The sequence below is a fragment of the Myxococcales bacterium genome, assembly GCA_023898405.1.
In the GTDB taxonomy this organism is placed as follows: domain Bacteria; phylum Myxococcota; class UBA727; order UBA727; family JABDBI01.
Window position 1 is genome coordinate 1,461,222 of sequence record CP060221.1, and the last position, 20,745, is coordinate 1,481,966.

General features: G+C 40.3%; 19 protein-coding genes and 1 tRNA gene. 13 read left to right on the forward strand and 7 right to left on the reverse strand.

The window, feature by feature from the left end:
• Positions 1 to 32: 32 nt before the first annotated feature.
• Complete coding sequence (locus tag H6731_06615; protein ID USN49946.1) at positions 33 to 1,274, reverse strand: patatin-like phospholipase family protein; 1,242 nt, start codon at positions 1,272 to 1,274, stop codon at positions 33 to 35.
• 516 nt (positions 1,275 to 1,790) lie between these two features.
• Here H6731_06615 and H6731_06620 point away from each other — a divergent pair.
• Positions 1,791 to 1,994 carry a hypothetical protein gene (locus H6731_06620; protein ID USN51952.1) on the forward strand — a complete coding sequence of 68 codons (204 nt, stop codon included), beginning with the start codon at positions 1,791 to 1,793 and terminating at the stop codon, positions 1,992 to 1,994.
• Here the strand turns inward: H6731_06620 and H6731_06625 are convergent.
• Positions 1,991 to 2,671: a TonB family protein gene (locus H6731_06625; GenBank protein USN49947.1), complete on the reverse strand. Its 681-nt coding sequence runs from the start codon at positions 2,669 to 2,671 to the stop codon at positions 1,991 to 1,993. The two genes, H6731_06620 and H6731_06625, sit on opposite strands and share 4 nt — an antisense overlap.
• Positions 2,672 to 2,808: 137 nt before the next feature.
• Here H6731_06625 and H6731_06630 point away from each other — a divergent pair, with 137 nt between their 5' ends.
• Together H6731_06630 and H6731_06635 are read left to right on the forward strand one after the other, a co-directional pair.
• Positions 2,809 to 3,780 carry an NAD(+)/NADH kinase gene (locus H6731_06630; GenBank protein USN49948.1) on the forward strand — a complete coding sequence of 324 codons (972 nt, stop codon included), beginning with the start codon at positions 2,809 to 2,811 and terminating at the stop codon, positions 3,778 to 3,780.
• Between the two features lie 34 nt (positions 3,781 to 3,814).
• Positions 3,815 to 4,279 (forward strand): peroxiredoxin, encoded by a 465-nt coding sequence (locus H6731_06635; GenBank protein USN51953.1) that lies wholly within the window; start codon positions 3,815 to 3,817, stop codon positions 4,277 to 4,279.
• 48 nt (positions 4,280 to 4,327) lie between these two features.
• On the opposite strand, the gene H6731_06640 is transcribed toward H6731_06635, so the two are convergent.
• Positions 4,328 to 4,408: transfer RNA gene (locus H6731_06640), tRNA-Leu, on the reverse strand.
• Between the two features lie 235 nt (positions 4,409 to 4,643).
• On the opposite strand from H6731_06640, the gene H6731_06645 reads away from it, so the two are divergent.
• From H6731_06645 to H6731_06655, 3 genes are all read left to right on the forward strand, one after another.
• On the forward strand, positions 4,644 to 5,831 hold the full coding sequence (locus H6731_06645) for an ankyrin repeat domain-containing protein (GenBank protein ID USN49949.1): 1,188 nt from the start codon (positions 4,644 to 4,646) through the stop codon (positions 5,829 to 5,831).
• A gap of 260 nt (positions 5,832 to 6,091) precedes the next feature.
• Positions 6,092 to 7,537, forward strand: a complete 1,446-nt coding sequence (locus H6731_06650; GenBank protein USN49950.1) for a hypothetical protein — start codon at positions 6,092 to 6,094, stop codon at positions 7,535 to 7,537.
• 11 nt (positions 7,538 to 7,548) lie between these two features.
• Complete coding sequence (locus H6731_06655) at positions 7,549 to 8,532, forward strand: tetratricopeptide repeat protein (GenBank protein USN49951.1); 984 nt, start codon at positions 7,549 to 7,551, stop codon at positions 8,530 to 8,532.
• Between the two features lie 22 nt (positions 8,533 to 8,554).
• Here the strand turns inward: H6731_06655 and bamD are convergent, their stop codons facing one another.
• Both bamD and murI read right to left on the reverse strand, forming a co-directional pair.
• Positions 8,555 to 9,391, reverse strand: coding sequence for an outer membrane protein assembly factor BamD (gene bamD, locus H6731_06660; protein ID USN49952.1), 837 nt, complete (start codon positions 9,389 to 9,391; stop codon positions 8,555 to 8,557).
• 7 nt (positions 9,392 to 9,398) lie between these two features.
• Positions 9,399 to 10,220 (reverse strand): glutamate racemase, encoded by an 822-nt coding sequence (murI, locus tag H6731_06665; protein USN49953.1) that lies wholly within the window; start codon positions 10,218 to 10,220, stop codon positions 9,399 to 9,401.
• Between the two features lie 415 nt (positions 10,221 to 10,635).
• On the opposite strand from murI, the gene rpmB reads away from it, so the two are divergent.
• Complete coding sequence (gene rpmB / locus H6731_06670) at positions 10,636 to 10,860, forward strand: 50S ribosomal protein L28 (protein ID USN49954.1); 225 nt, start codon at positions 10,636 to 10,638, stop codon at positions 10,858 to 10,860.
• A gap of 40 nt (positions 10,861 to 10,900) precedes the next feature.
• On the opposite strand, the gene pssA is transcribed toward rpmB, so the two are convergent.
• Together pssA and H6731_06680 are read right to left on the reverse strand one after the other, a co-directional pair.
• Positions 10,901 to 11,686, reverse strand: coding sequence for a CDP-diacylglycerol--serine O-phosphatidyltransferase (gene pssA / locus H6731_06675; GenBank protein ID USN49955.1), 786 nt, complete (start codon positions 11,684 to 11,686; stop codon positions 10,901 to 10,903).
• A gap of 1 nt (position 11,687) precedes the next feature.
• A complete protein-coding gene (locus tag H6731_06680) occupies positions 11,688 to 12,005 on the reverse strand; it encodes a hypothetical protein (GenBank protein ID USN49956.1) in 318 nt (105 codons plus the stop codon).
• An 82-nt stretch (positions 12,006 to 12,087) separates the two neighbouring features.
• Here H6731_06680 and H6731_06685 point away from each other — a divergent pair, with 82 nt between their 5' ends.
• The 6 genes from H6731_06685 to H6731_06710 all read left to right on the forward strand — a co-directional run bounded on the left by H6731_06685 (position 12,088) and on the right by H6731_06710 (position 20,695).
• Positions 12,088 to 13,848, forward strand: a complete 1,761-nt coding sequence (locus tag H6731_06685; protein ID USN49957.1) for a M24 family metallopeptidase — start codon at positions 12,088 to 12,090, stop codon at positions 13,846 to 13,848.
• Between the two features lie 184 nt (positions 13,849 to 14,032).
• A complete protein-coding gene (locus tag H6731_06690; GenBank protein USN49958.1) occupies positions 14,033 to 15,970 on the forward strand; it encodes an acyl-CoA dehydrogenase family protein in 1,938 nt (645 codons plus the stop codon).
• A gap of 116 nt (positions 15,971 to 16,086) precedes the next feature.
• A complete protein-coding gene (locus H6731_06695; protein ID USN49959.1) occupies positions 16,087 to 16,761 on the forward strand; it encodes a sigma-70 family RNA polymerase sigma factor in 675 nt (224 codons plus the stop codon).
• A 309-nt stretch (positions 16,762 to 17,070) separates the two neighbouring features.
• Positions 17,071 to 18,321, forward strand: coding sequence for a hypothetical protein (locus H6731_06700; protein USN49960.1), 1,251 nt, complete (start codon positions 17,071 to 17,073; stop codon positions 18,319 to 18,321).
• A gap of 85 nt (positions 18,322 to 18,406) precedes the next feature.
• The gene (locus H6731_06705) at positions 18,407 to 19,807 is read left to right on the forward strand and encodes a hypothetical protein (GenBank protein ID USN49961.1); all 1,401 of its coding nucleotides are present in this window, start codon (positions 18,407 to 18,409) and stop codon (positions 19,805 to 19,807) included.
• Entirely contained in the window at positions 19,808 to 20,695 is an 888-nt protein-coding gene (locus H6731_06710; GenBank protein USN49962.1) for a TIGR01777 family protein, read from the forward strand.
• The last annotated feature ends 50 nt before the right edge of the window (positions 20,696 to 20,745 follow it).

A 20,745-nucleotide genomic window follows, 5' to 3' on the forward strand; every position in this document is an offset into this window, starting at 1 on the left:
AAGGTCGCCTAAAAATATTTTTGAAAAATTTCTTAGATACTAAAAAATTCGATAATCTGCTGTCGTTTTACATCTGCATCATGCATGCCGAGCCGAATTAACTCAGAAGCAAATTCATGATCAAAAAGTAAGTAGCTCAATAAATCGCTCGCCTGTCCAACACCAATGTCGCCTAAGCGATGAAGCAAGGGTCCAACCAAAGAGCCTGCACGTGCTGCGATGGATCCGCGCTGTAGATGGCGGCTCGCTATTTCAGCAATATCAACTGTTGGCCTAATATCTATCGTGTCAATTTCTCTGTAAGGTGCTCCCCTCGTTTTGGTCATGAGTCCATCAAGATGATGAGCAAACTTCTCTCCGAATTCTTGAATACCTTCGCTGATAAGAGCATTATAACGGCGCAACCTTTTTAGGTCATATTCGGTTTTATCAACTAATAGCGCATTGAGAACTTTTCCTAAAAGATATGCAGCAGAAGGAAATGTATCGATTCGGTGAGGTTCCTGAGAGACGCGCCAATCGCCAATATCTTCGCTTTTAAGTCCAACAACAAACAAACGGTCTGCCCCAAGGCGAAGTGCAGGAGAAATTGGAGTATTAAGTTTGATACTGCCATCGCTATAAATATCGCCATCGATTGCGACAGCAGGAAAGACCCAAGGAATTGCAGCAGATGCAAGAGCGTGATTAGGACCTATTTCAACGGCTCGAGCTTCAATCTGTGGGTCAGTGCTCCACGGTGGGAGTCCACCGCCTTCTCTTTCCACAAACACATGAGTTCTTCCTGAGCGAACATGAGTAGCGTTGACAGCCAGCGCTTTATAGAATCCTTCTTCGATATTAGTTCGTATTCTTGACCATGGAATTTCATTTTTAACCATGTGTTCCATGGGTGAAGTGTTGAAGAGACCGCCTAAGCGCCCTGGGCCAATTACATCATCAAGCTCTCCTCTCCCTCGCGATCCAAGCAAAAAACGTGGCAGGTTTAAAATTTCTCTAAGCCCTAGTTGATATACACGATCGATCTGTAGGTTTTGCCATAATTTAAGCAGACCTTGTCCTTGAGCTTCTGGGGCGTGGCTTGTTGCTGCTAAATAGCAGCAATTGATTGCGCCCACCGATGTACCGCATAAAATTTCAAAGCGAACATGGGGGCGTATTCGGTGAGGAAGTTCATCTCTCAGGTAGCGAATAACACCAGCTTCGTAAGCTCCTCTAGCGCCACCTCCTGATAAAACTAAAGCTGTATTCGGGGCTTTTTTATACCAACGCATGTGCTCACCTTGAAGCCAAAGTTTTTAGTGAAATGTTATAGGAATAGTAATTTTGCAGAAACACTCCTTCAAAAAAATATTACAAAAAGTTTCTTGGGTCCAGAAGGTTTAAGTAGTGGCACTCATTTAATTAAAAGTTGAATTATATTTAACCCAATCACTTATCTTTCAAATACTCAATTCTCCTGTCAACACTCTCTTTGCTCAAGAAAATTTTTGGAGTAGGCCACAGCTCATATTGATTGATGAGGTAAAGTCATGTCCGAACAAAATGTCTGGCGTCATTGCGGTAGCTGTAAAAGAGCTATTCATCTCAAACAAAAATATTATGCATGTGCCATATCAACGTGTAGAAAATCTGCTTATTGCTCTATGCCCTGTTTTGATGAACACGTGCCGGTTATGCGGCATAAAGATGCATGGGCCGAAGAGCGACTCGCTCCAGCAGTGGCTGAAGAAGAAGTACAAAAAATTTCAAGTTCCCGCTTGGTTGATCCCAAATCGCAGTCAGAACATATTCCTCACGATATTTTGGTGGTAGCTTCAAAACTAAAAGATTATATCCGAGCAAAATCAGGAATGAACACATCGGCTAATGTTTTAGAGCGATTGTCTGATATTATTCGCCTTCATTGTGATAAGGCCATCTGTAGAGCTCAAAGTGACAATCGAAAAACAGTTATGGATCGTGATTTTGTTGTTGAATCGCGCAGTCTCTAAGACGACTGAGTCAGTTTAAAAATAACTTCATGTTCAATTTGAGCTACTTGTGCTCTTCCAAGATCATCGGTGGCAGGTAAGAAAAATAATTTTCTTGCCACAATTAATGCAGCCTGTCGGAGTCCATACGCTGGTCCACTGATGATATCGGCTTTGATTACTTTGCCGCTTTGAGCGACAGTTAATTTTATTTTAACTGTTCCTTCAATTCGTTTTATGCGAGCTTGTTCTGGGTATGGAACCTTTATGTCTTGAGCATTGAGCAAGAAAGGTTTGCTGCGAGTCCCATAAGAATTATTCTTTGTGTTTTGTTCGGAAACAAGATTAGTTGGCAAGTTTTGAGAGGGCACTATACTATTTTGAGAGCTTTTTTGGCTTTGTAGGCCTTGGTGATTTTTATTATTATTTTTTGCTTTGTCAGTTGTAACAAGTTTTATGGGTGCCTGTTTTTTGACAGGAAAAGATGCCTGATTACTTTCCTTATCGAACTTTTTTTTAGAAAAGGAGATGCTTACCGAGTGTTGAGGCTTGTAGTGGTTAGAGTAAATGGGAGTATCTTTCATGAAATATGAAAACACGGCGAGCATAGTGATATGCAAGATAAATGATAAGGCAAGACAATTCGTTCTACGAATATTTTTTGTTCCGAGTAGATTATTTTCGCCGCGAACTTTCATAAAACTGACCAACTATTTCCCTTTTTGTTTTCACTGCTTTTAGAGAGACATGACTGACGAAAATTAATAAGCTAAGCAAGAAGTCAAAACTACGCTCTTTTTCCGAAACAGTAAATATGGTGAATAGGAAAGGCATTATGAAAAAAATATCACCCATTAAAGATATCGGTAGCCTTAGGGTTAGCGTTGTCTACAAACATTCACGATATGTTTATGCTGCGCAGCAACGCTCAAACAAACAGAAAAATTATTTAAAAAAACATTCCGATATTATAAGCAAAGAACTTTTCAGAGCACATGAGGAAAATATTTTTTGCATTAAAAAAGTGGAAGACGATCTAAAAAAACTTGCTGTTGATTATTCGATTTTTTGCCGTTCTGAAGTAAAGCCTTCGGATTTAAAAAATAGCTTTGTGATTTGTGTTGGTGGTGATGGAACTTTGCTTGATGCTAGTCACTATTGTGTGGATACACCTGTTTTAGGTGTTAACTCCGATCCAAAAAACTCTATTGGTGCACTGTGTGCAGCAACTGCAAATAATTTTTTATCCATAATGCAAGATATCTATGATGAAAAAATAATTCCGATGCCGGTGACGCGATTATCTTTGCGCTTAAATGGCCAAAAAAAACTTTTAAAGCCACTCAATGACATTCTTTATTGTCACAAAAACCCAGCGGCTTTATCGCGTTTTTATCTAAGTCTGGGAAATATTATAGAGTCTCATCGTTCAAGCGGGATTTGGGTAGCAACGGGTGCTGGATCAACCGGCGGTATATATTCATCGGGAGCACAAGCGTTTGACTTTTCAAAGAAAAAAGCTGTTTTTCGAGTTCGTGAACCATACTGGAGCAATAGCGATGCACCTTCTTTGTTGTCAGGCACAATAACTCAAGAGCAAACTCTAAAAATTACCAGTAACATGAGTGATGCTCGATTATTTATCGATGGCCCCCATAAATCACTGTTGCTTCCCCTTGGACAAAGTTTGGAGATAGGCGTATCAGAAAAGCCTCTTTGGCTTTTTGATCAAAAAAATATAGAAGCAAAGCGCAAAAAAATACTTGAGCAGAGAGAGCCCTATCGTAGGTTTCTTAAAGTCGAGTAGTAATATCGCGGTGATTACTATGGGAGAGCAAATTGTGTTGGTAAGTGGAGATAAAGCGCCAAATTTTTCTTTGCGCGGTGATGATGGGCAACTTTATAGTTTGGCAAATTTTAAAAATAAACCTTTGGTACTATTTTTTTATCCAAAAGATCTCACCCCAGGTTGCACGACTGAAGCATGTGACTTTAGCGCAGCCTTTGAAGAATTCTCTAAATATTCAGTATCCATAGTAGGCATTTCAAAAGATCCCTTGGCCTCTCATTTGCGTTTTAAAAGTGCTCACAATCTTAGAATGCTTTTATTGAGTGATCCAGATTTAGCAGTGCATCAACAGTATGGAGCCTACGGAACGAAAGTTATGTATGGTAAAACTTCTGTGGGAGTGATACGCAGCACCTTTTTTATCGATGAAAAGGGCGATATTATCAAGTCCTGGTATAAAGTGCGCGTAAAAACCCATGTTAATGCGGTGCTTGATACAGTAAAAAAACGTTCGTGAAATTTGAGCAGAGCACGTACGGTAAGCTCATAAGCATTCAAAAAATAATGCCGAGGGCGGGACTCGAACCCGCACGGGATAACCCGGGCGATTTTAAGTCGCCTGCGTCTACCATTCCGCCACCACGGCATATCAATACTTCACCCCTTATACCTGTTGTTTTAAAAAGTCCAAGAGATCTGGTGCATTTTTTTAATGCTTTCAGTCTTGCACTCACCTCTATAGCTGCAAAGGACTGCTTGATCATTGCAAAATCACAGCTATCCTTCGATGCACTTTAGGAGGCCAAATGAAAAAATCCACAAAGACATGCCTACTCCTTGCTTTATTTTTAACCTCAGTTTTTTCCAGTGAAGTTTTGGCAATGTCAAAAGGACTTCAAACGCTAAAATTTGCCAAAGAAACTTTTTGCTTTGGGCAGTTGGCTAAGAGCAATTTTTGCTCAGAACAGAAGCCAATTAAGACTAAAATCTTAGAATGGGTCAAAGAAGAAATTAAAAATGGATATGATGTAAACAAGAAAAATGAAGAAGGAGGTACTCCTCTTAGTATTGCGGTAATCAATGATAATGAAGAATTAACCAGTGTTTTATTAGCTAATAAAGCTGAGCCAAATTTGATGGTTAATGAGGGGACTACCTTGCTTGTTTTAGCAATCCAGGAACGTTGTTCACCGAGGCTTATAAATATACTTTTGAAAGCGGGAGCAGACCCTTCTTTCAGCCCTTTCGGGTTAACACCACTTATGGTTGCCTCTATTCTAGGAAATAAAGACGCTCTTCAAGAATTATTGAGTTTCGAAGATTTATCTTGCGCTCATCAACTTGATATCAACGAGAAAGATGCGAATGGCAAGACTGCTTTAAGCTTAGCTATAGGAACTCAAATACAAAATAAGTATGTGAGAGATTTAGGTGAGTTGATACAACACGAGAATATTTTGGATGTGATTAAAGGACTTATAAAATGGGGAGCTGATACAAATGTAAAAGATAAAACAGGACTAACGCCTCTCATGAAAGCTGCTTTAGCAGGAAATATAGAAATTGTTCAGCTGCTCATAGGGAGCGGAGCTTTACTTGATGAAAAAGATAATTTTGGTAATTCCGCTTTGAGTTTAATAATAAAAACTCAAATAAATGATGAAATGAACAGTAATTCTGTGAGGGATACTCTATCGCCAAAAAAAGCTTATGAAATGATAGAGTTTTTGCTAATGTCCAGAGCTGATGTTGACAATCTTGATGCTGAAGAGGCAACTCCACTTATGTTTGCTACGCTGACAAAAAATGCGGACATTGTTCAACTACTGCTTAAATTTAACCCACTGATAAATGCGGTTAATAGCCATAGTCAAACAGCTTTGGATTTGGCTGAAGATAATGAAATTGTAAGAATTTTACGGGAAAATAAAGCAATAAGCTTAAGAAATAAGGAAAGATCTAAAGTTATCTCCATTAGCGGGGGCAAGTTTTTACCTAAGGAAGATGAGATTAAGCATAATATAAAAAGTAGATACTCCATGTTTAACCCCAATAATAATCTCCATTGATCCAGCTAAAAATATGTAAATCCGGCTTATAAATAGGCCGGGCTGTTTTTAGAAGATGCGATGCATAAAAAATCATGTATAGCCCAAGTTATCTATCCTTGTGAAAATATTTTTCTTGTGTTTTTATGTTTCAAAATCGGTTGAATTGCTGCTATTAGGCTAAAATAATGGGTGGCATAGCGCAGTATTTACGCTAATAATTGCCAAAGAATTTTTAAATATACCTAGGGCCAAATAAAACCAATTAAGGGGTTTTTCATATGAGTAGCACTCCAAAGACCAGCATAATTGAAAAATTGATGGATTCGCTTAATGCTGTGCAAAAGCCCTTTAGCTTGGCAGACGCATCTACCAAAAGTGGACTTTCACTCAACGATGCAAAACTTGGTCTTAATTATTTGACTGCCGAATATCGGGGCGCGCTTTCAGTGACATCTGAAGGTGAAATTTTATATTCCTTTCCCACCGGTTTTACCAAACCATGGCACAAAAAAGAGTTGCTTGAAGAGTGGGGAGCAAAAATAAAAAAGGCTGGTCTTGGTGCATTAAAATTTATTGTTCGAGCTTGGATAAGCATTGTCATGATCGCCTATGTGGTGATTTTTGCACTCATTTTATTGGCTCTTACGTTTTCTAAGGGCAATGATCGCGACGATAATTCATCAAGTTTTTCTGGCACGTTAATGTTTCATACGCTGCTTAGATTAATTTTTGATTCTTTGTTTTGGACCTTTCATCCTTTTTCACCCTTTAGTGTTGTTTATGATCCCTACGATTATTATTACCGGCCCAGGGCGAAAAAAATGCCTTTTTATGAACGGGTCAATCGATTTTTCTTTGGTCCTGAAGAAAAACAATTAAGTAAAGAGGATGTTAGCAAACTTGTTTTACAGGAAATACGGGCGCAAAAAGGTCGTATTGGTATTCTTGATGTCATGCGTGTGACAGGCTTTAGCAAAGAAGAGGCAGATCCTTTTATGGCCAAGCTTATGCTTGATTATGATGGGGATGTGATCGTAAGCGAAGAGGGAGGAATTTTTTACGAATTTGTTTCGATGCGTAAAAGTTCCCAAAGCGAGATCAATGTCTCGGTGCCGCCTATTTGGCAGAAACGAGAAGTTGTTCCTGAATTTACCGGTAATCCTGCTGGATCCAATATGTTGATTGCAGGGCTCAATGGATTCAATATGATCATGAGCTCAGTAGCTATTTCTAATGGGTGGACTGTTGAAAAACTGAGCTATTATTTGACGCTTGCCAAGAGTCACATGGTGCCTGAACTGCTCACTCCGCCACCTCAAGGGGTACCGCTGCTCCTAGGATGGGTGCCTCTGATTTTTTCTGCTACACTTTTTTTAATTCCGCTCTTTCGCGCTCTCAACCGTCCAATGAAAAAGCATCAAGTCAATGTAAAAAATGGCAAACGAGGTATTTTGCGCGCTATTTTGAGCAAAATGGGAAGACGTGGGGTTAAAGAAGAAGAGCTTAAGAAAGCGTGGGTTGAACAAGCTCGGGCTCAGGTTGATGATAGGGAATTTACCAAAGAAATAATTCGTCTTGGAGGCGAGCTTGATACAAATGATGCCGAGCTTAATTATCGTTTTGAAATGATTGAAGCTGAATTAAAAGCTCTTGAGTCTGCTCGAAAGAAAGCTTCAAGTAGCGAAGTGTCCGTTGGTGAAGTAATATTTAGTTCGAAAAATTAAAGAGGCTTATTTTGAAAAGAAGTGAGATCCGTGCTTTAGCCGATGAAGTTTACGCTACTCTTGATGAAGCCGATGCCGATGTGGCGGTATTGCGGGCAATGGATATTTTAGCCAAAGCCCCTAAAGATGTTGAATCTTTTTTGCTTCTTTCTGAAGTTTTTGAAGAAAAAGCTCTTTTTGAACAGTCTCTCAACTGGATCGAACAAGGGCTCAAATATCATCCAGATGATGAAGCTCTTTTATTAAAAAAAGCATCTATTTTGCTTGATAACTTTGAAGATGTTGATGAAGCATTTGCCATTCTTAAACAAATCAAGAAAAAATTTAAGGATAGCCCACTTTCGCAGTTAAAGAAGGACTACGATGAGGCTCTTTTGGTGGATGTATATCTCTTGTTGAGCGATTGTTTCCGTCTGAAAAATAATTTTAACCAAGCTCTTGAGCATGCGCAGCATGCTATCGATATTAATTCAAAAGACGAAGCGGCTATTTTATCTTTTGCCACTGCTTTGCTGGAGCTGGGTAATTTTTCTAAGGCCATGGATTTACTTGACCCTAGTAAAGATCACGAAAAAAGCGATTTTTTGTGGGTATTGGGGCAGCTTTATTGCGCTATGGGCTCTTTTGAAAAGGCTGATAGCTATTTTGCCGAAGCAAATAAAATTGATAGACGCTATCACCGGCCGGTTCGCTTATCACAAAGTCAATTCTTTAATTATTTTGAACAGGCTATTTTAGTTTTACCAAAAGAAATACGCGATTTTGTCTATAAGAGTTCGGTGCGAATCGAGCAAATAGTGCCTCAGAAAATATTGGAAGAAAAAAAATCTTTGCTATCGCCGTTGGCCTGTGTTTGGTTTGAAGAAAAATCAGAGCTTAATACTATCTATCTCTTTCAAAAAAATATTGAGAATCTTGCTTGTAAAAAAAGCGACATCAAAGACCTAATAGCAAGCGCAATGCTCCATGAAATAGCTTATATTCTCGAAGCGTAAGTTTTATTTTTAGAAGCTCCAGCTAAGAAATTTTATTGCCGCCAGTTAAATCATGAACGCTGTTTAACTTCTTTTTTATCTCTTTAAGCTTTTCTTTTGCCGCTTCAAAAAAATTTGAATTATTTTTTTGCTCAACAATTTGTTGGTAGATTTCTTCTGCCTTGTTCAAGTCTTTGATTTTGTAACTAAAAATATTTGCAGCACGCCATAGGGCTTCTGCTGAGATATCGCTGTTGGGGAAATCATTATTGATATTTAAAAATCTTTGGACTGCGGCTTGGTATAGACTGCGGCGCTCATAGTAATCAGCGATATTCATGCTGTGTTTGGCCAAATATGAAAATAGTAATGCTCGTTTATCCAGTGCATCTTTTGCCTGCTCAGAGTTTGGAAATTTTAACAAAAATCGATCGAGTGCCGATAGTGCCTCTTTGGTAAAAGTTTGATCTCGCGTAGTTGAGCTTGGGAGAAGAAAAAAATCTGTGGGAACCGCGTAAAAATAGCTTATACCGATTCGATAAGTTGCATAGGGAACTTCTGGATGTCGAGGGTGAAGACGCACAAAGATTTCATAAGCTGAAGCAGAATCAAGCCATTTTTTTTGAGCGTATTTAGTGTCGGCTATTCTTAAATCACTTAAGGCCGCAAATTTCGAAAAAGGATATTTGCTTCTCACGAATTGAAAATAACCAATCGCTTTTTCAAATTCGCCATCTTTCAAAGCTTTTTCACCCGCATCAAAATTAAGTTTTACACTCTCAAGATAACTGCCTTCGTGTTTGCGCAGGCTTTGAGTGGTTACGCACGAATTAATCGTGATCAGTAAAGCACTAAGCGTAACTAATTTGAAAAAAAACATAGTGTCCTCATTCCTGTGCGATCATCAACTCTTCTACTTCTGGTGTTTCACTCATAAAGCTTTGTGCGACATTTAGGAAGCGTTGTGGATTATCACTGACAACCACCTTAATTGGTTCTGAGCGTGTGATGTCTGTAAGTTGATTGCTAGCTTTTAGATTCTGATGAACTTGTGTCGCAACAAATTGGGCCGCGTCAATAATATGACAATTTTCTTTGAGTACATTTTTTAGTACAGGAACCAGGGCTTTAAAGTGAGTGCAGCCTAGCATTACTCCATCTGCATTTTTGATTTTGTCATGAAGAAGCTGTTCAATGATTATTTGCAGTTGTGGTTTGGCCAGGTTATTTTCTTCTATTAGGCTTACAAGGGAGCTACAGGCCTGTTCAACCAGGGTAGTTTTTCTATGTGGATCTATTGCTGGCCAAAAATTATGGTAAGCGCCTGAGTCGAGCGTCGCTTTGGTGGAAATAATTCCCAAAGTTTTTATGTCGTTTTGTAATAAATAATTTTTTAGCCCCATAACGCTCGGTTCAAACATACCAATCACAGGAATTGAAAGGCTTTGTTGAATTTCTTTGAGATGCCATACCGATATGGTGTGACAGGCGATGACAAGAATTTTGTAATCGGATAGTTCTAGAAAATTTTGTACCGCCTTAAGGGCAAGCTTTTGAATGAGCTTTGGGCTCTTAAGCCCGTAGGGAAGATGGGCATAATCTGCAAAATAATGAATTTGTTCATGAGGAGCAATATTTCTTAAAGCAGTGACTACACTTAGTCCACCTGCGCCCGTATCCAAAATAGCAATGGGTCGATTATCTGACACCAAAGAACCTCACTTGTTGCCTTGTATGCAAAATTTTAGCCAGAAATAGTTTAGAAAAATATTACGGGCTTTTGCCTGGTTTGAGCGAATCATAGCCCTGCTCTATGCTTTTTGATGAGTCAAAAGTCTTAAAATAATTTGCTAATTTTATTTAAGAATTCGCCTCAATACATTTGAAACTTTATGTTAAGCCGCCAGAGCAAAAACTTAGAACAACATATTCTGGTAGTATTTTAGTGTTTCATAGGTGTATTAAAATCAAGCAGCAAGTAAGGAAAGCCAAGTTTTTTTCAGCTCCACTCTGTAATTGAGTTATTTTTGGCCAAAAAAATGGTTAATCAAAGCCTGGGCGCTCTTGCATGGCCCTAATGAATGGAGTAGAGCTGGGCTGAAAAAGTTATTTTTGGAGTTAGTTATGGCAATTTGTGCATTGACCGGCAAAAAACAGATGAAAGGTCACAAGGTTTCTCACTCGAACATCAAGACCAAGCGCGCCTGTAAGCCTAACATAAAGAAAAAACGCGTTTTTGACATGGAAACCGGGCGTTTTGTTAGATTGGCACTTTCCACTAGAGCGCTTCGTACACTCAATCACCAATCGCTCTCCACGATGGTTAGAAAAATACTGGGATCTTTTTAATCTTTTAACAGACTGTACTGGTTGCCAAAAATTCCACTTTTTATGAGTGGATTTTTTTTGTCATATGAATAATTTCACGGGCAATGCCAGCCAGAATATAAGAGCCAATCACAAGAACTAAAATCACGCTGACCGGAAATTTCATGCCAGCAATAAAAAAACCAATGGCAGAGATGAACATTATGTAGATAGTTTTTTTGCCAAACTTAACATTTTTAAAAGTCCAAAAAGATACGCTGCTCACCATTAAGAGGGCAAGAGTGATCACAAGCCCAAGCACCAATGCATTGCGGGTGACCGGCATGCCCTCAAAAATGCGAAAGTGAGCGATAACCAAAGCCACCACCATGCTAGCCGCGATAGGAATGGGTAGTCCCATAAAAAAATCGCCAGAACTAGCACCTGCTCTTCGGGCTAGCACGTTGAAACGAGCCAATCTGATAGCTCCGCAGGATGCAAAACAAATGGCTGCTAAAATTCCAATAGGACCGATTGACCAAAGGGCCCAACGATAGACGATGACTGCAGGTGCCACGCCAAAACTGATGATGTCGGCCAAGGAGTCAAATTCAATACCAAATTCGCTTTGAGTTTTAGTGAGGCGGGCTACGCGGCCGTCGCACATATCAAAAAAACCTGCAAAAAATATCGCCATTGCTGCGTGGTAAAGCGCTTCAGGGTCTGAGTGCAAAACTGTATGGAGAATAGCGTAAATTCCGCAAAAAATACTTGCCATGGTAAAAGCGTTGGGAAGTATAAATAAGGCACGTCTTAGCTCAAATTTGCGAAATCTTTTGAGAACGCTAGGTTTTTGTATCTCAGTCATCCTATTTTCCTTCTTGGCCGGTCAAGCTTATGCTATAAGATCCGCACTTACCGTCTTTTCCTTCTTTGACCGCCTTGCACGAACCACATTCTTCTAAAGCCGCTTGGCACAGTTTCGGGTTACTCGCTTTTTTGAAAAAATTATCGGACTTTGCCAGAGAAAGGCCGGCTAAACATTCCTTTCTTTTTTCTTCGGTCTCTTCACACTCACACAATGATCGACCAAGTTCATAACATGGGTCGCAAGCAATCACATTCATCAGCAGAGCTAAAAAAAGAAACCCTAACGCAAGACGAATGAAAAATAAATTCTTTGACATATTCGCTTATTCCCAGTTGTTGCAAAGACGGTCAAGCTCCATATATATTTTCCATCAAAGCTAGGCAATAAGGCGAAAAATCATGGCTGAAAGCTCATCTTTATCATTATCACACATTAGAAACGAGTTAAAAAAAAGAGAATTAAGTGGCGTTCTTATCCGTTCTACCGATCGTTACTTTAATGAGTATATTCCAAAAAATGAGAGTCCTAGGGCTTTAATTACTGGTTTTGATGGTTCTGTTGGTGACGCAATAATTACGCTTGAAGGAGCTTATCTTTTTGTTGATGGACGTTATAATTTGCAAGCAAAATCGCAGGCTTCAGATTATAGCGTTCATGTTTGCAGCCATAACCAAAGTATAGAAAATAACTGGCTTAGTGCTCTGAATAAAATTATCTTGCCTGGCCAAGCCTTAGCCTTTGATCCCGCTACTATCGATCTGAAACTATTTAAGAAACTTCGCGATATTTCAAATGATAGTGGGTTTTCTCTCAGTTCTGCTGGCCGCTCGATTATTGAGGGCGTTTTAGTGAATGTTGAGCCAAAAGCTTGGGAAATCAACGCCATTTCACAAGATATTACAGGCTTGGGTACTGAAGAAAAAATTGACAGGATACATTTGGCTCTTGATGCCATGAACTTAAACGCATTATTGATAGTAAAACTTGATGATATTGCATGGTTGCTCAATATCAGAAGCAACCGCTATCCATTTCAAAGTTCTGTTCCTGGCATTGCTGCAGTGGTCAACAAAAAAATTATATTGGGGTTACCCGAAGGTCTTAAAACTCTAGACATAACTTTGCCGAAATGTGAACTTGTAAAAGAAAGTGAATTCTTTCAGCGCCTTAAGAGTGAGCTTACCAAGGATTCGGTGATAGCTATTGATGAGAGAGAAACATCACAGGCCCATGAAGGCGGCTTGCGTGAGAAGGAAATAAGCTTTAGAAGCGTCATGAATCCCATCATGGATTTAAAGGCGGTGAAGAATGAAAGGGAGCTTGCGCACATGCGTGAAGCCTTTTACAAGGCCGATCAAGTGGTCGATCAAACGCACCGTTATGTCGTCGAATGTTTTGAAAAAGAGCAAGCCATTTGCGAAAGTGACGTTGACGCGTACGTTCAAAAATCATTCTTTGCATCAAAAGCCACCGAGTTATCCTTTCGTCCGATTTGTGCCAGCGGAAAAAATGGTGCGATCATTCACTACGGCACTCCCGATTCTAAAAATTACATTGAAAGGGGATCGCTCTTCTTACTTGACTGCGGAGCTTATTATCAAGGCGGATATGCCACGGACTTGACCCGCACTTTTTTAGCTGCCTCACAAAATGAATCTGCCAAGGATTGGCAGCGTGAAATGTTCACACTAGTTTTGATGGCTAGTATTCGAGGGCTTTCTGCACGAATAAGACGAGGAACTTTAGGAATGCAGCTTGATGCCATTGTGCGCCAACCACTGTGGCAGCAAGGTTTGGATTTTGCTCACGGAACTGGCCATGGTGTGGGTATTAATGTGCACGAATTTCCTCCTCGTGTTGCTCCCTCTTCAACCAGTGTGCTTGAACCCGGTCATGTTTTTTCTATCGAGCCTGGGTTGTATTTCGAAGATCTTGGCGGAGTTAGAATCGAAAATTTAGCTACCATTGTTCCGGATCCTGAAGATGAGCGTTTTGTTAGGGTTTTGCCTCTCACCTTTTGTCCTTTTGATGAGCGTTTGATCGAAGAAAAAATGTTAAGTACTTCAGATAAAGCATTTTTGTATTATTACCGTGCTCAGTGGCAAGCAGGTGCACAGTGGCCTAAACTTCCTCCCTTAAGTTCCGTAGAGTGGGCTTGAGCTCGATATGTTCTCAGAGGCTGTTTAGAAAACAGTCTCATAAGATTTATTTTTTCACACAGCTTCAAATTCTTAAAATAATACATTCTGGTGTGCACAAGACTTTTTATCTTTAACAAATCCCTGAATAAAGAGTGCATGATTTATTGTTGTATCTGATGACACATAAAACTTGGTGAGTGATATGGCAAATTTTTACCTCGACAACGACGATCTACGCCTTAACATTGAACAACAAAGCTGGGATGAACTTTTTGCTCTGGTTGAGCCTGATACTTCCGATCCTGAATCACCACGCAATGTTAAAGAAGCTAAGGTTCTCTACCATGAATTTTTACAATCCTTGGGAGAATTTATCGCCGAACAAATCGATCCTAAAGCTCACCTGCTCGATCAACAGCACCCAACGCTAGAAAATGGTGAGATGATTGACGCTCCGGCGATGCAGGAATTTATCAAAGGTCTTTCAGACATGGGGGCAATGGCGATGCCATTCTCACGCCACGTCGGGGGCTATAATTTACCGTGGCTGGTGGCCAATGCGGTTTGTGAAATGACAGCCCGTGCTGATGTTTCTTTGATGACATATTACGGTTTTTTTTCTGGTATTGGTCTTGCCTTCCAATTTTTTGCCGTGGATGAGGGAAGCTTTACTGCAGATGGTAAAAAAATAACCTCTACTCGATTTGATCATGTTATCAAGGATTTGGTAGCAGGCAAAACTTGTGGTGCTATGTGCTTAACTGAACCTCAGGCAGGATCGGATTTGGGGCAAATCCGTACAACTGCTCGTTTGGATTCAGATGGATACTGGTACCTCAATGGTCAAAAAATTTGGATTACCTGTGGGCACGGCGAACATCATTTGGTGCTTGCACGCTCTGAAGATTCTGCAGTTTCACCAGGGCTGAAAGGGTTATCGCTATTTTATGTTCCAGCTCACATCGAGAAAAATGGCACGAAGGTGCGTAATTTTGAGATCGGTGGCCAAGAAAAAAAAATGGGGCAGCATTCTTCGGTCACGGTAACGCTGAACTACGAAGACTCACGAGGAGAGCTGGTTGGACAAAGAGGGCATGGCTTCCGCAATATGCTGCTGGTTATGAATGATGCGAGGCTTTTAGTCGGTTATGAAGGCATAGGTTTGAGTGAAAAAGCCTATCGCATGGCTAAGGCATTTGCAGAAGACCGTTTCTCCATGGGCAAAAAAATTGCCGACCATGAACTTATAGCTGATTATCTCGATGAGATGGATGTAGAGATAAAAGCACTCAGATGCCTTGCTTTTAATGCAGGCTTTCATGAGGAAATGGCTAACAGGCTGAAATCATATCTCAAGGTTGATACCAGTCTTTCTGACCAGGATCTTAAACGTAAAGAGGAAGAGCTTAAAAAACATAAATGGCAAGCACGTCTTGCAACTCCATTGGTGAAATATCATGCATCGGAATTTGCTGTACGCGCAGCGAGGCTCACCATGCAGATCATGGGTGGTGTTGGTTATATGCAGGAATACTATGCCGAGAAGCTAATGCGCGACTCATTAATTTTGCCGATCTATGAGGGAACTAGTCAGATTCAGGCATTGATGGTGCTCAAAGATCATCTGCAATATGCGATGCGTAATCCTGCTAAATTTATTTCTAAGTTAGCTTCTGTAAAACTGGAGATAATAAGTGCTAAATCTTCGCAAGAAAGACAGTTGGCTCGTTTGGAGTCGCTTTATTATTCGAGTATGCAGACCATAATGACACGTATGGTGGCCGATAAATTTGGTGACCTGAAAGATAAACCGCTTGCCGATTGGAAAAGTGCCTTTCTTAAAACGTGGGATCCAAAAACTGATTTTTCTTTTGGATTATTGCATGCTGAACGTTTTTGCCAAATAACTGCCAAACTTTGGATGTCTAAGGCATTGCTACAGCAGGCTTTGAGAATTAAAGATCAAAAAATTAAAAATGAGCGTTTAGAGCTTGCTGCACGTTTCATGGAAAGAGCGGAACCAAAAATACGAGGGCTTATCTATGAAATCGAGGCAAGTAAATCTTCGATATTTAGGGAACAATTTCAAAAAAAACACGAAAAAAAAACTAAGAAAAATAAACAACAGATTCGGGTATAGAAATTAAAAAATAGCGACGTAAAATGATCGGGGTTGAGCGTTTTCTCGAAATAAATTTCATAAGCTTGGCGTTTAACAAAAAGCTTATGTAAAAACGACAATTCGAGGTGTGCCTTATGGCTCAAACTGCCCGCTTTGCTGGTTGTGACGCCAAGTTTATTGACGAAACCCCTTTTGAAAAGGAGGTAATGCCCCACATTCATACCCTATTTGGGGCTGCCCTACGCTTAACAAGATCTTCTTCTGAGGCCGAGGATTTAGTGCAAGAGACGTATTTGAAAGCATTTCGTTCTTTTGCGCAGTTTGAAGTCGGCACTAATTGTAAAGCGTGGTTGTTTCGCATTTTGACAAACACCTTCATCAACAAATATCGAAGAAAAGTCAAAGAGCGTGAAATATTAGACAATGAGTTTCGCGCCATAACACAAAAAGCCCAGGATATCTCAGAGCATTTTGGTAAGGGGCATACTCCAGAAAGCGATCTTGCTGATCGGTTTTTGTCCGACGAAGTATTGCGTGCTTTGGAAAAAGTACCCATTGATTTTCGTTTAGTGGTGGTTTTGAGTGATATTTATGGGTATTCATATAAGGAAATTGCGCGCCGAGTAGAGATCCCTATTGGAACAGTAATGAGTAGGTTGTTTCGGGGAAGGCGCCTTTTACAAGACCAGCTTTTCGATTATGCAGTGAAGGAAGGTGTCATTAAGATGCCAGCCTGCGTTTATGGCGATGGTCCAAAAGATTTAGCCGCATATCGTAAGTTGAGCCCTGAATTGCAGGCTGCGGCCTGAGTGTAGTTTTTTGTGCCCCGTATTCCAGATCGTTTGGTATAAAAAATTCTAGTAAGGGGCGCAACAAAATGTATGACCAATATGCTCAGCTCTCTAATAATTTAGTCTAAAAAAGATCAGGCTCATTATTTTATAAAAATATTCTCAAACCCTGTGTTGACAGCCTCACACAAAGTCTTAGAATAACGACGATTGCGCGCGTGGGAAGGCAAAATATTGGTGACTGTTTAACCAGCAAAAATGTGACGCACTTAAGTGCTCTAGGTTGAACGCACGGTTAATAAAGATTTTTGAAAGTGGAGAAAAAAAATGAGAAATACTTATAAAAGCATTTGGTCTTGTGTCATTGCAGGCTTAGTTGCCGTTTCTATGGTAAGTGGTTGCAAAGATACACCAACAGACGGCCCAGGTAAAAAAGAAGAAGGTGGCGATAAGGGCAATAAGAGTGATGAAGCCGCTGGATCATATAAATTTAATAAGGTTGCAATTCCTGACGCTGCAGATTTTAGGGGTCTTGCTGTAAGCGGCAACGGCGACGTTTATGTAGCAACAAATGATGGCACAAAACTATTCAAGGTTGCAGGCGCGGATGCAGCAGCAGCAGATAAATATGCTCAAGTAAATCTTGGTGACACTGGATTGGATGGAACTCCAGGAAAGTCAAAACTGGCTGGTGCTGTTGTAGTGAACAAGGTGGTGCCAACTTCTACCGGTGCTTTGGTTGAAGTCGCTGTTGATGCCAAGGGAACCCCAAACGAGGGTAATGGTGTAGGTCTGGTTGAAGGCGGAAACTGGGTAGCTGCTTGGGATAACAGCAAAGCTGGAGCCCATGTCGCTTTTGGTGGTGCTACAGCTAGATCAGATGCTTATAATAAAGCGCTGAAAGCAGTTGCTACTTTGGTGAGCGGAGAAGATGAAATGCCTTTGCTTTTCAAACGCGACTATGGATATTTTCTCTATGGCAAGGCTGATGCTAAGCTTGACAAATGGATCGGTCTTAAGAGTACTAGTAGTTTTAGCAATAATGTTTTTGCTACAATGGCGGGTGAAGATGCTTTGATCGTTGATGCAAACTTCGAGGTACGCTTGTTTCCAAAGGCTTCGTTCAATACGAACAATCCAAATACTGAAACTTTCAATCCAGCAGCAGCAGTCAAAGCCTGGAATCTCAAAGGTAAAACGAACAATAGTGTAAGCGCAGTTAAATTTGCTGACGGTAAACTTTACATTGGTCTGCGATCTACCAAAGATAACGCTGATGCTACTGGTGGCGTGATTGTCTATAGTTACACTCCAGCAGCTGAAGGCAAAGCAGCAAGTCTTGTAATGGCTGATGCCAAAGTTTTGGAAGCATGGACTGGAACCTTTGTGCGTGATTTGGCGGTGAATGGCAGCAATGTTTACGCAGTTACTAAAGAAGGATTGCTTGCTGTAGGTGCTGATGGTTCTAAGGGCGATGCACTTGAAGTTGAAGGTCTTGACAATGCTATAAAAGCTCAGTTTGCAGGTGACAAGATTGTTGCTCTTACTCAAGAAGGACTTTTTGTCGGTTCTAAATAATATCTCTTGATATTTTTATCATGCAAAAAACACCAGTATCATGCTGGTGTTTTTTATTGCGCATGCTTGATGATTGGGTTTTTTTATGACGGCTGTTTTTAAAAGCAATAAAACAATGCTGCTGTGTACTCTCGTAATTTTGATGAACGCCTGTTCCAAATTTGAAAGCCCGCTCAAGATTACTAAATCCAATGAAAGAGTTGTGCAAAAATCGGTTGATATAAAAAGCTTTTATAAGATCGATGGTCAAGAATTTAATTTTAATGATCATATACCGACCATGCTTCAAGTTAGTGGAAGTACGCTTTATTGTTCTGATGGCGATCCACAACATTTTTATGCTTGGAATATGGCAAGCACAAATCATGAGCGTTCGTGGATAAAGCTGGATAATTTTCAAGGTAAAGATGACTACTCCCGCTACAATTTGAATTTGGGAATGCGACGTATCGAGAAACTTGGCTGCAGCGTTGATGGAGTGCTGGCGGTTATAAGCGATGACCAAGAACAAAGAGCACATGCTTCAAAGCTTGGAGGCGTTGCTTTTTTCAACGGAAAAAGCTCGCAAGCAATGTGGTCGAAGGCATTTGCTAAGCCCAATCTTGTTCAAGTGCAATCGTCCAAACTCCACGACATTATTGAAGTGCCAAGCCCAGATGGAGCTCATATCACCGCTGTAGTCGAGCTTAAGGCTCAAGGTTATGAGGGCAAGCGTTATGTGATATCTAGCCTGCATCATGAACGCAGTATGTTTTTTAACGGGGTGGGTGAGCGTGAACGAAATCGTATCACTCACAAAAATGGAGTACGCCTTTCAACAAAGAATCTTATTGGAGCTTTAGCTTGGCACCAGCACTATGGAATTTTTTTGGCGGCACCAGATGCTCTAATGAACATTCCTGATCGCGCTATCAGAGTAAGAAAAAAAGCTTTTATAGAGCAAGATGCAGGAGATGCTTTGGATAATAGTCATCCAAAACAATGGAGCGCAGATTTTGCCATGGGAACGCAGTTAGAGGGCGTGGTCGATATGGCCCTGGTTGCAGAGCAATTTTTATTGATTCTTGTACGTGATGCTAAAGGAAATAGCTTCCTTAGCTATGCAGATACCAGCAAAAAACCTTTTGTCTTTATTAATAATTTTCATTATTCCATGCACAAGTCATTTAAGATTGTGACCAATGCTTATGAGGCGCGCATCATAAGCCCACATAATATTTACAGTTTTAAAGATGGAAAAATTACTGTTGAGTTGAGTTCGAATAATCTTTTGAGGGATAGGATCGATCTGAAAACGAAAAGAGCTCGGCCCTTTGACATCAATAATTACAAAGGTGGTAATGTTGGTGATGTACCCGATGATGGCACTGATTTTTATGATGCAGCTGCTTATGGTGATGACTGGTATTATGCGACCGACCAAGGTCTATTTAAGGTCATTAAAAATCGAGTCTCAAGGGATTTTAATTTTGCTGTAGGAGACTAAGTGGCGATTAAAATTATAGCTCTTTCAGGAGCACATGGATTGATAGGCTCACAGCTCAAAAAAAAATTAGAAGAGCAAGACTATGAAGTGTGGCCCTTGGTGAGAAGTAAAGGAAGGCTGGGCCCGCGACAAATTGCCTACGATTATCAAAGTAATTTTATCGAAGCAGATAAGTTAAAAATGTGTGATGCGGTTATTCATTTGGCGGGTAAAAATATTTTGTCGGGCATTTGGACACCTCGTGTTAAAAAAGAAATCTTTGAAAGCAGAGTTTTATCTACCCAGTTGATTGCCAAAACAATTATTGAGCATGGCCCAAGAGTGTTTTTATGTGCGTCTGCGGTTGGATTTTATGGCGACAGTGGCGAGAAAGAGGTCGATGAGCATGCAAAACCTGGCAAAGGTTTTTTATCCACCTTGTGCCAGGCATGGGAAAAAGCCACAGCATCTGCACGCTTAGCAGGAGTAAGGGTGGTGAACTTGCGTTTTGGTATAGTGATAAGTCCGCGAGGAGGCATGCTCAAGCAAATTATTCCACTCTTTAAATTTGGTTTGGGTGGGAGGCTTGGAGCAGGGCATCAATACATGTCTTTGGTCGATCTTGATGATGTGATTTCCGCTATTATATTTGCCCTCAGCGAAAAAAAAATGGAAGGACCAGTAAACGTGGTGGCACCAGAGTCCGTTACCAATAATGAATTTACCCGCATGTTGGGTGAAAAATTTAATCGCTCAAATTGGCTTTCGCTTCCGACATGGTTCTTAAAAAGCTTAGGAGAACAAAGCACGTTGTTATTGTCTTCGACACGTGCGGTTCCCCAAAAACTTATCGACCATGGTTTCCGTTTTTCATGTATGAATTTATGTGAGATGTTCAAAAAATTATAATTAATCATAGTTTTTCCAAAAAATGTCTCATCTCCTGCAATTCTTGTATA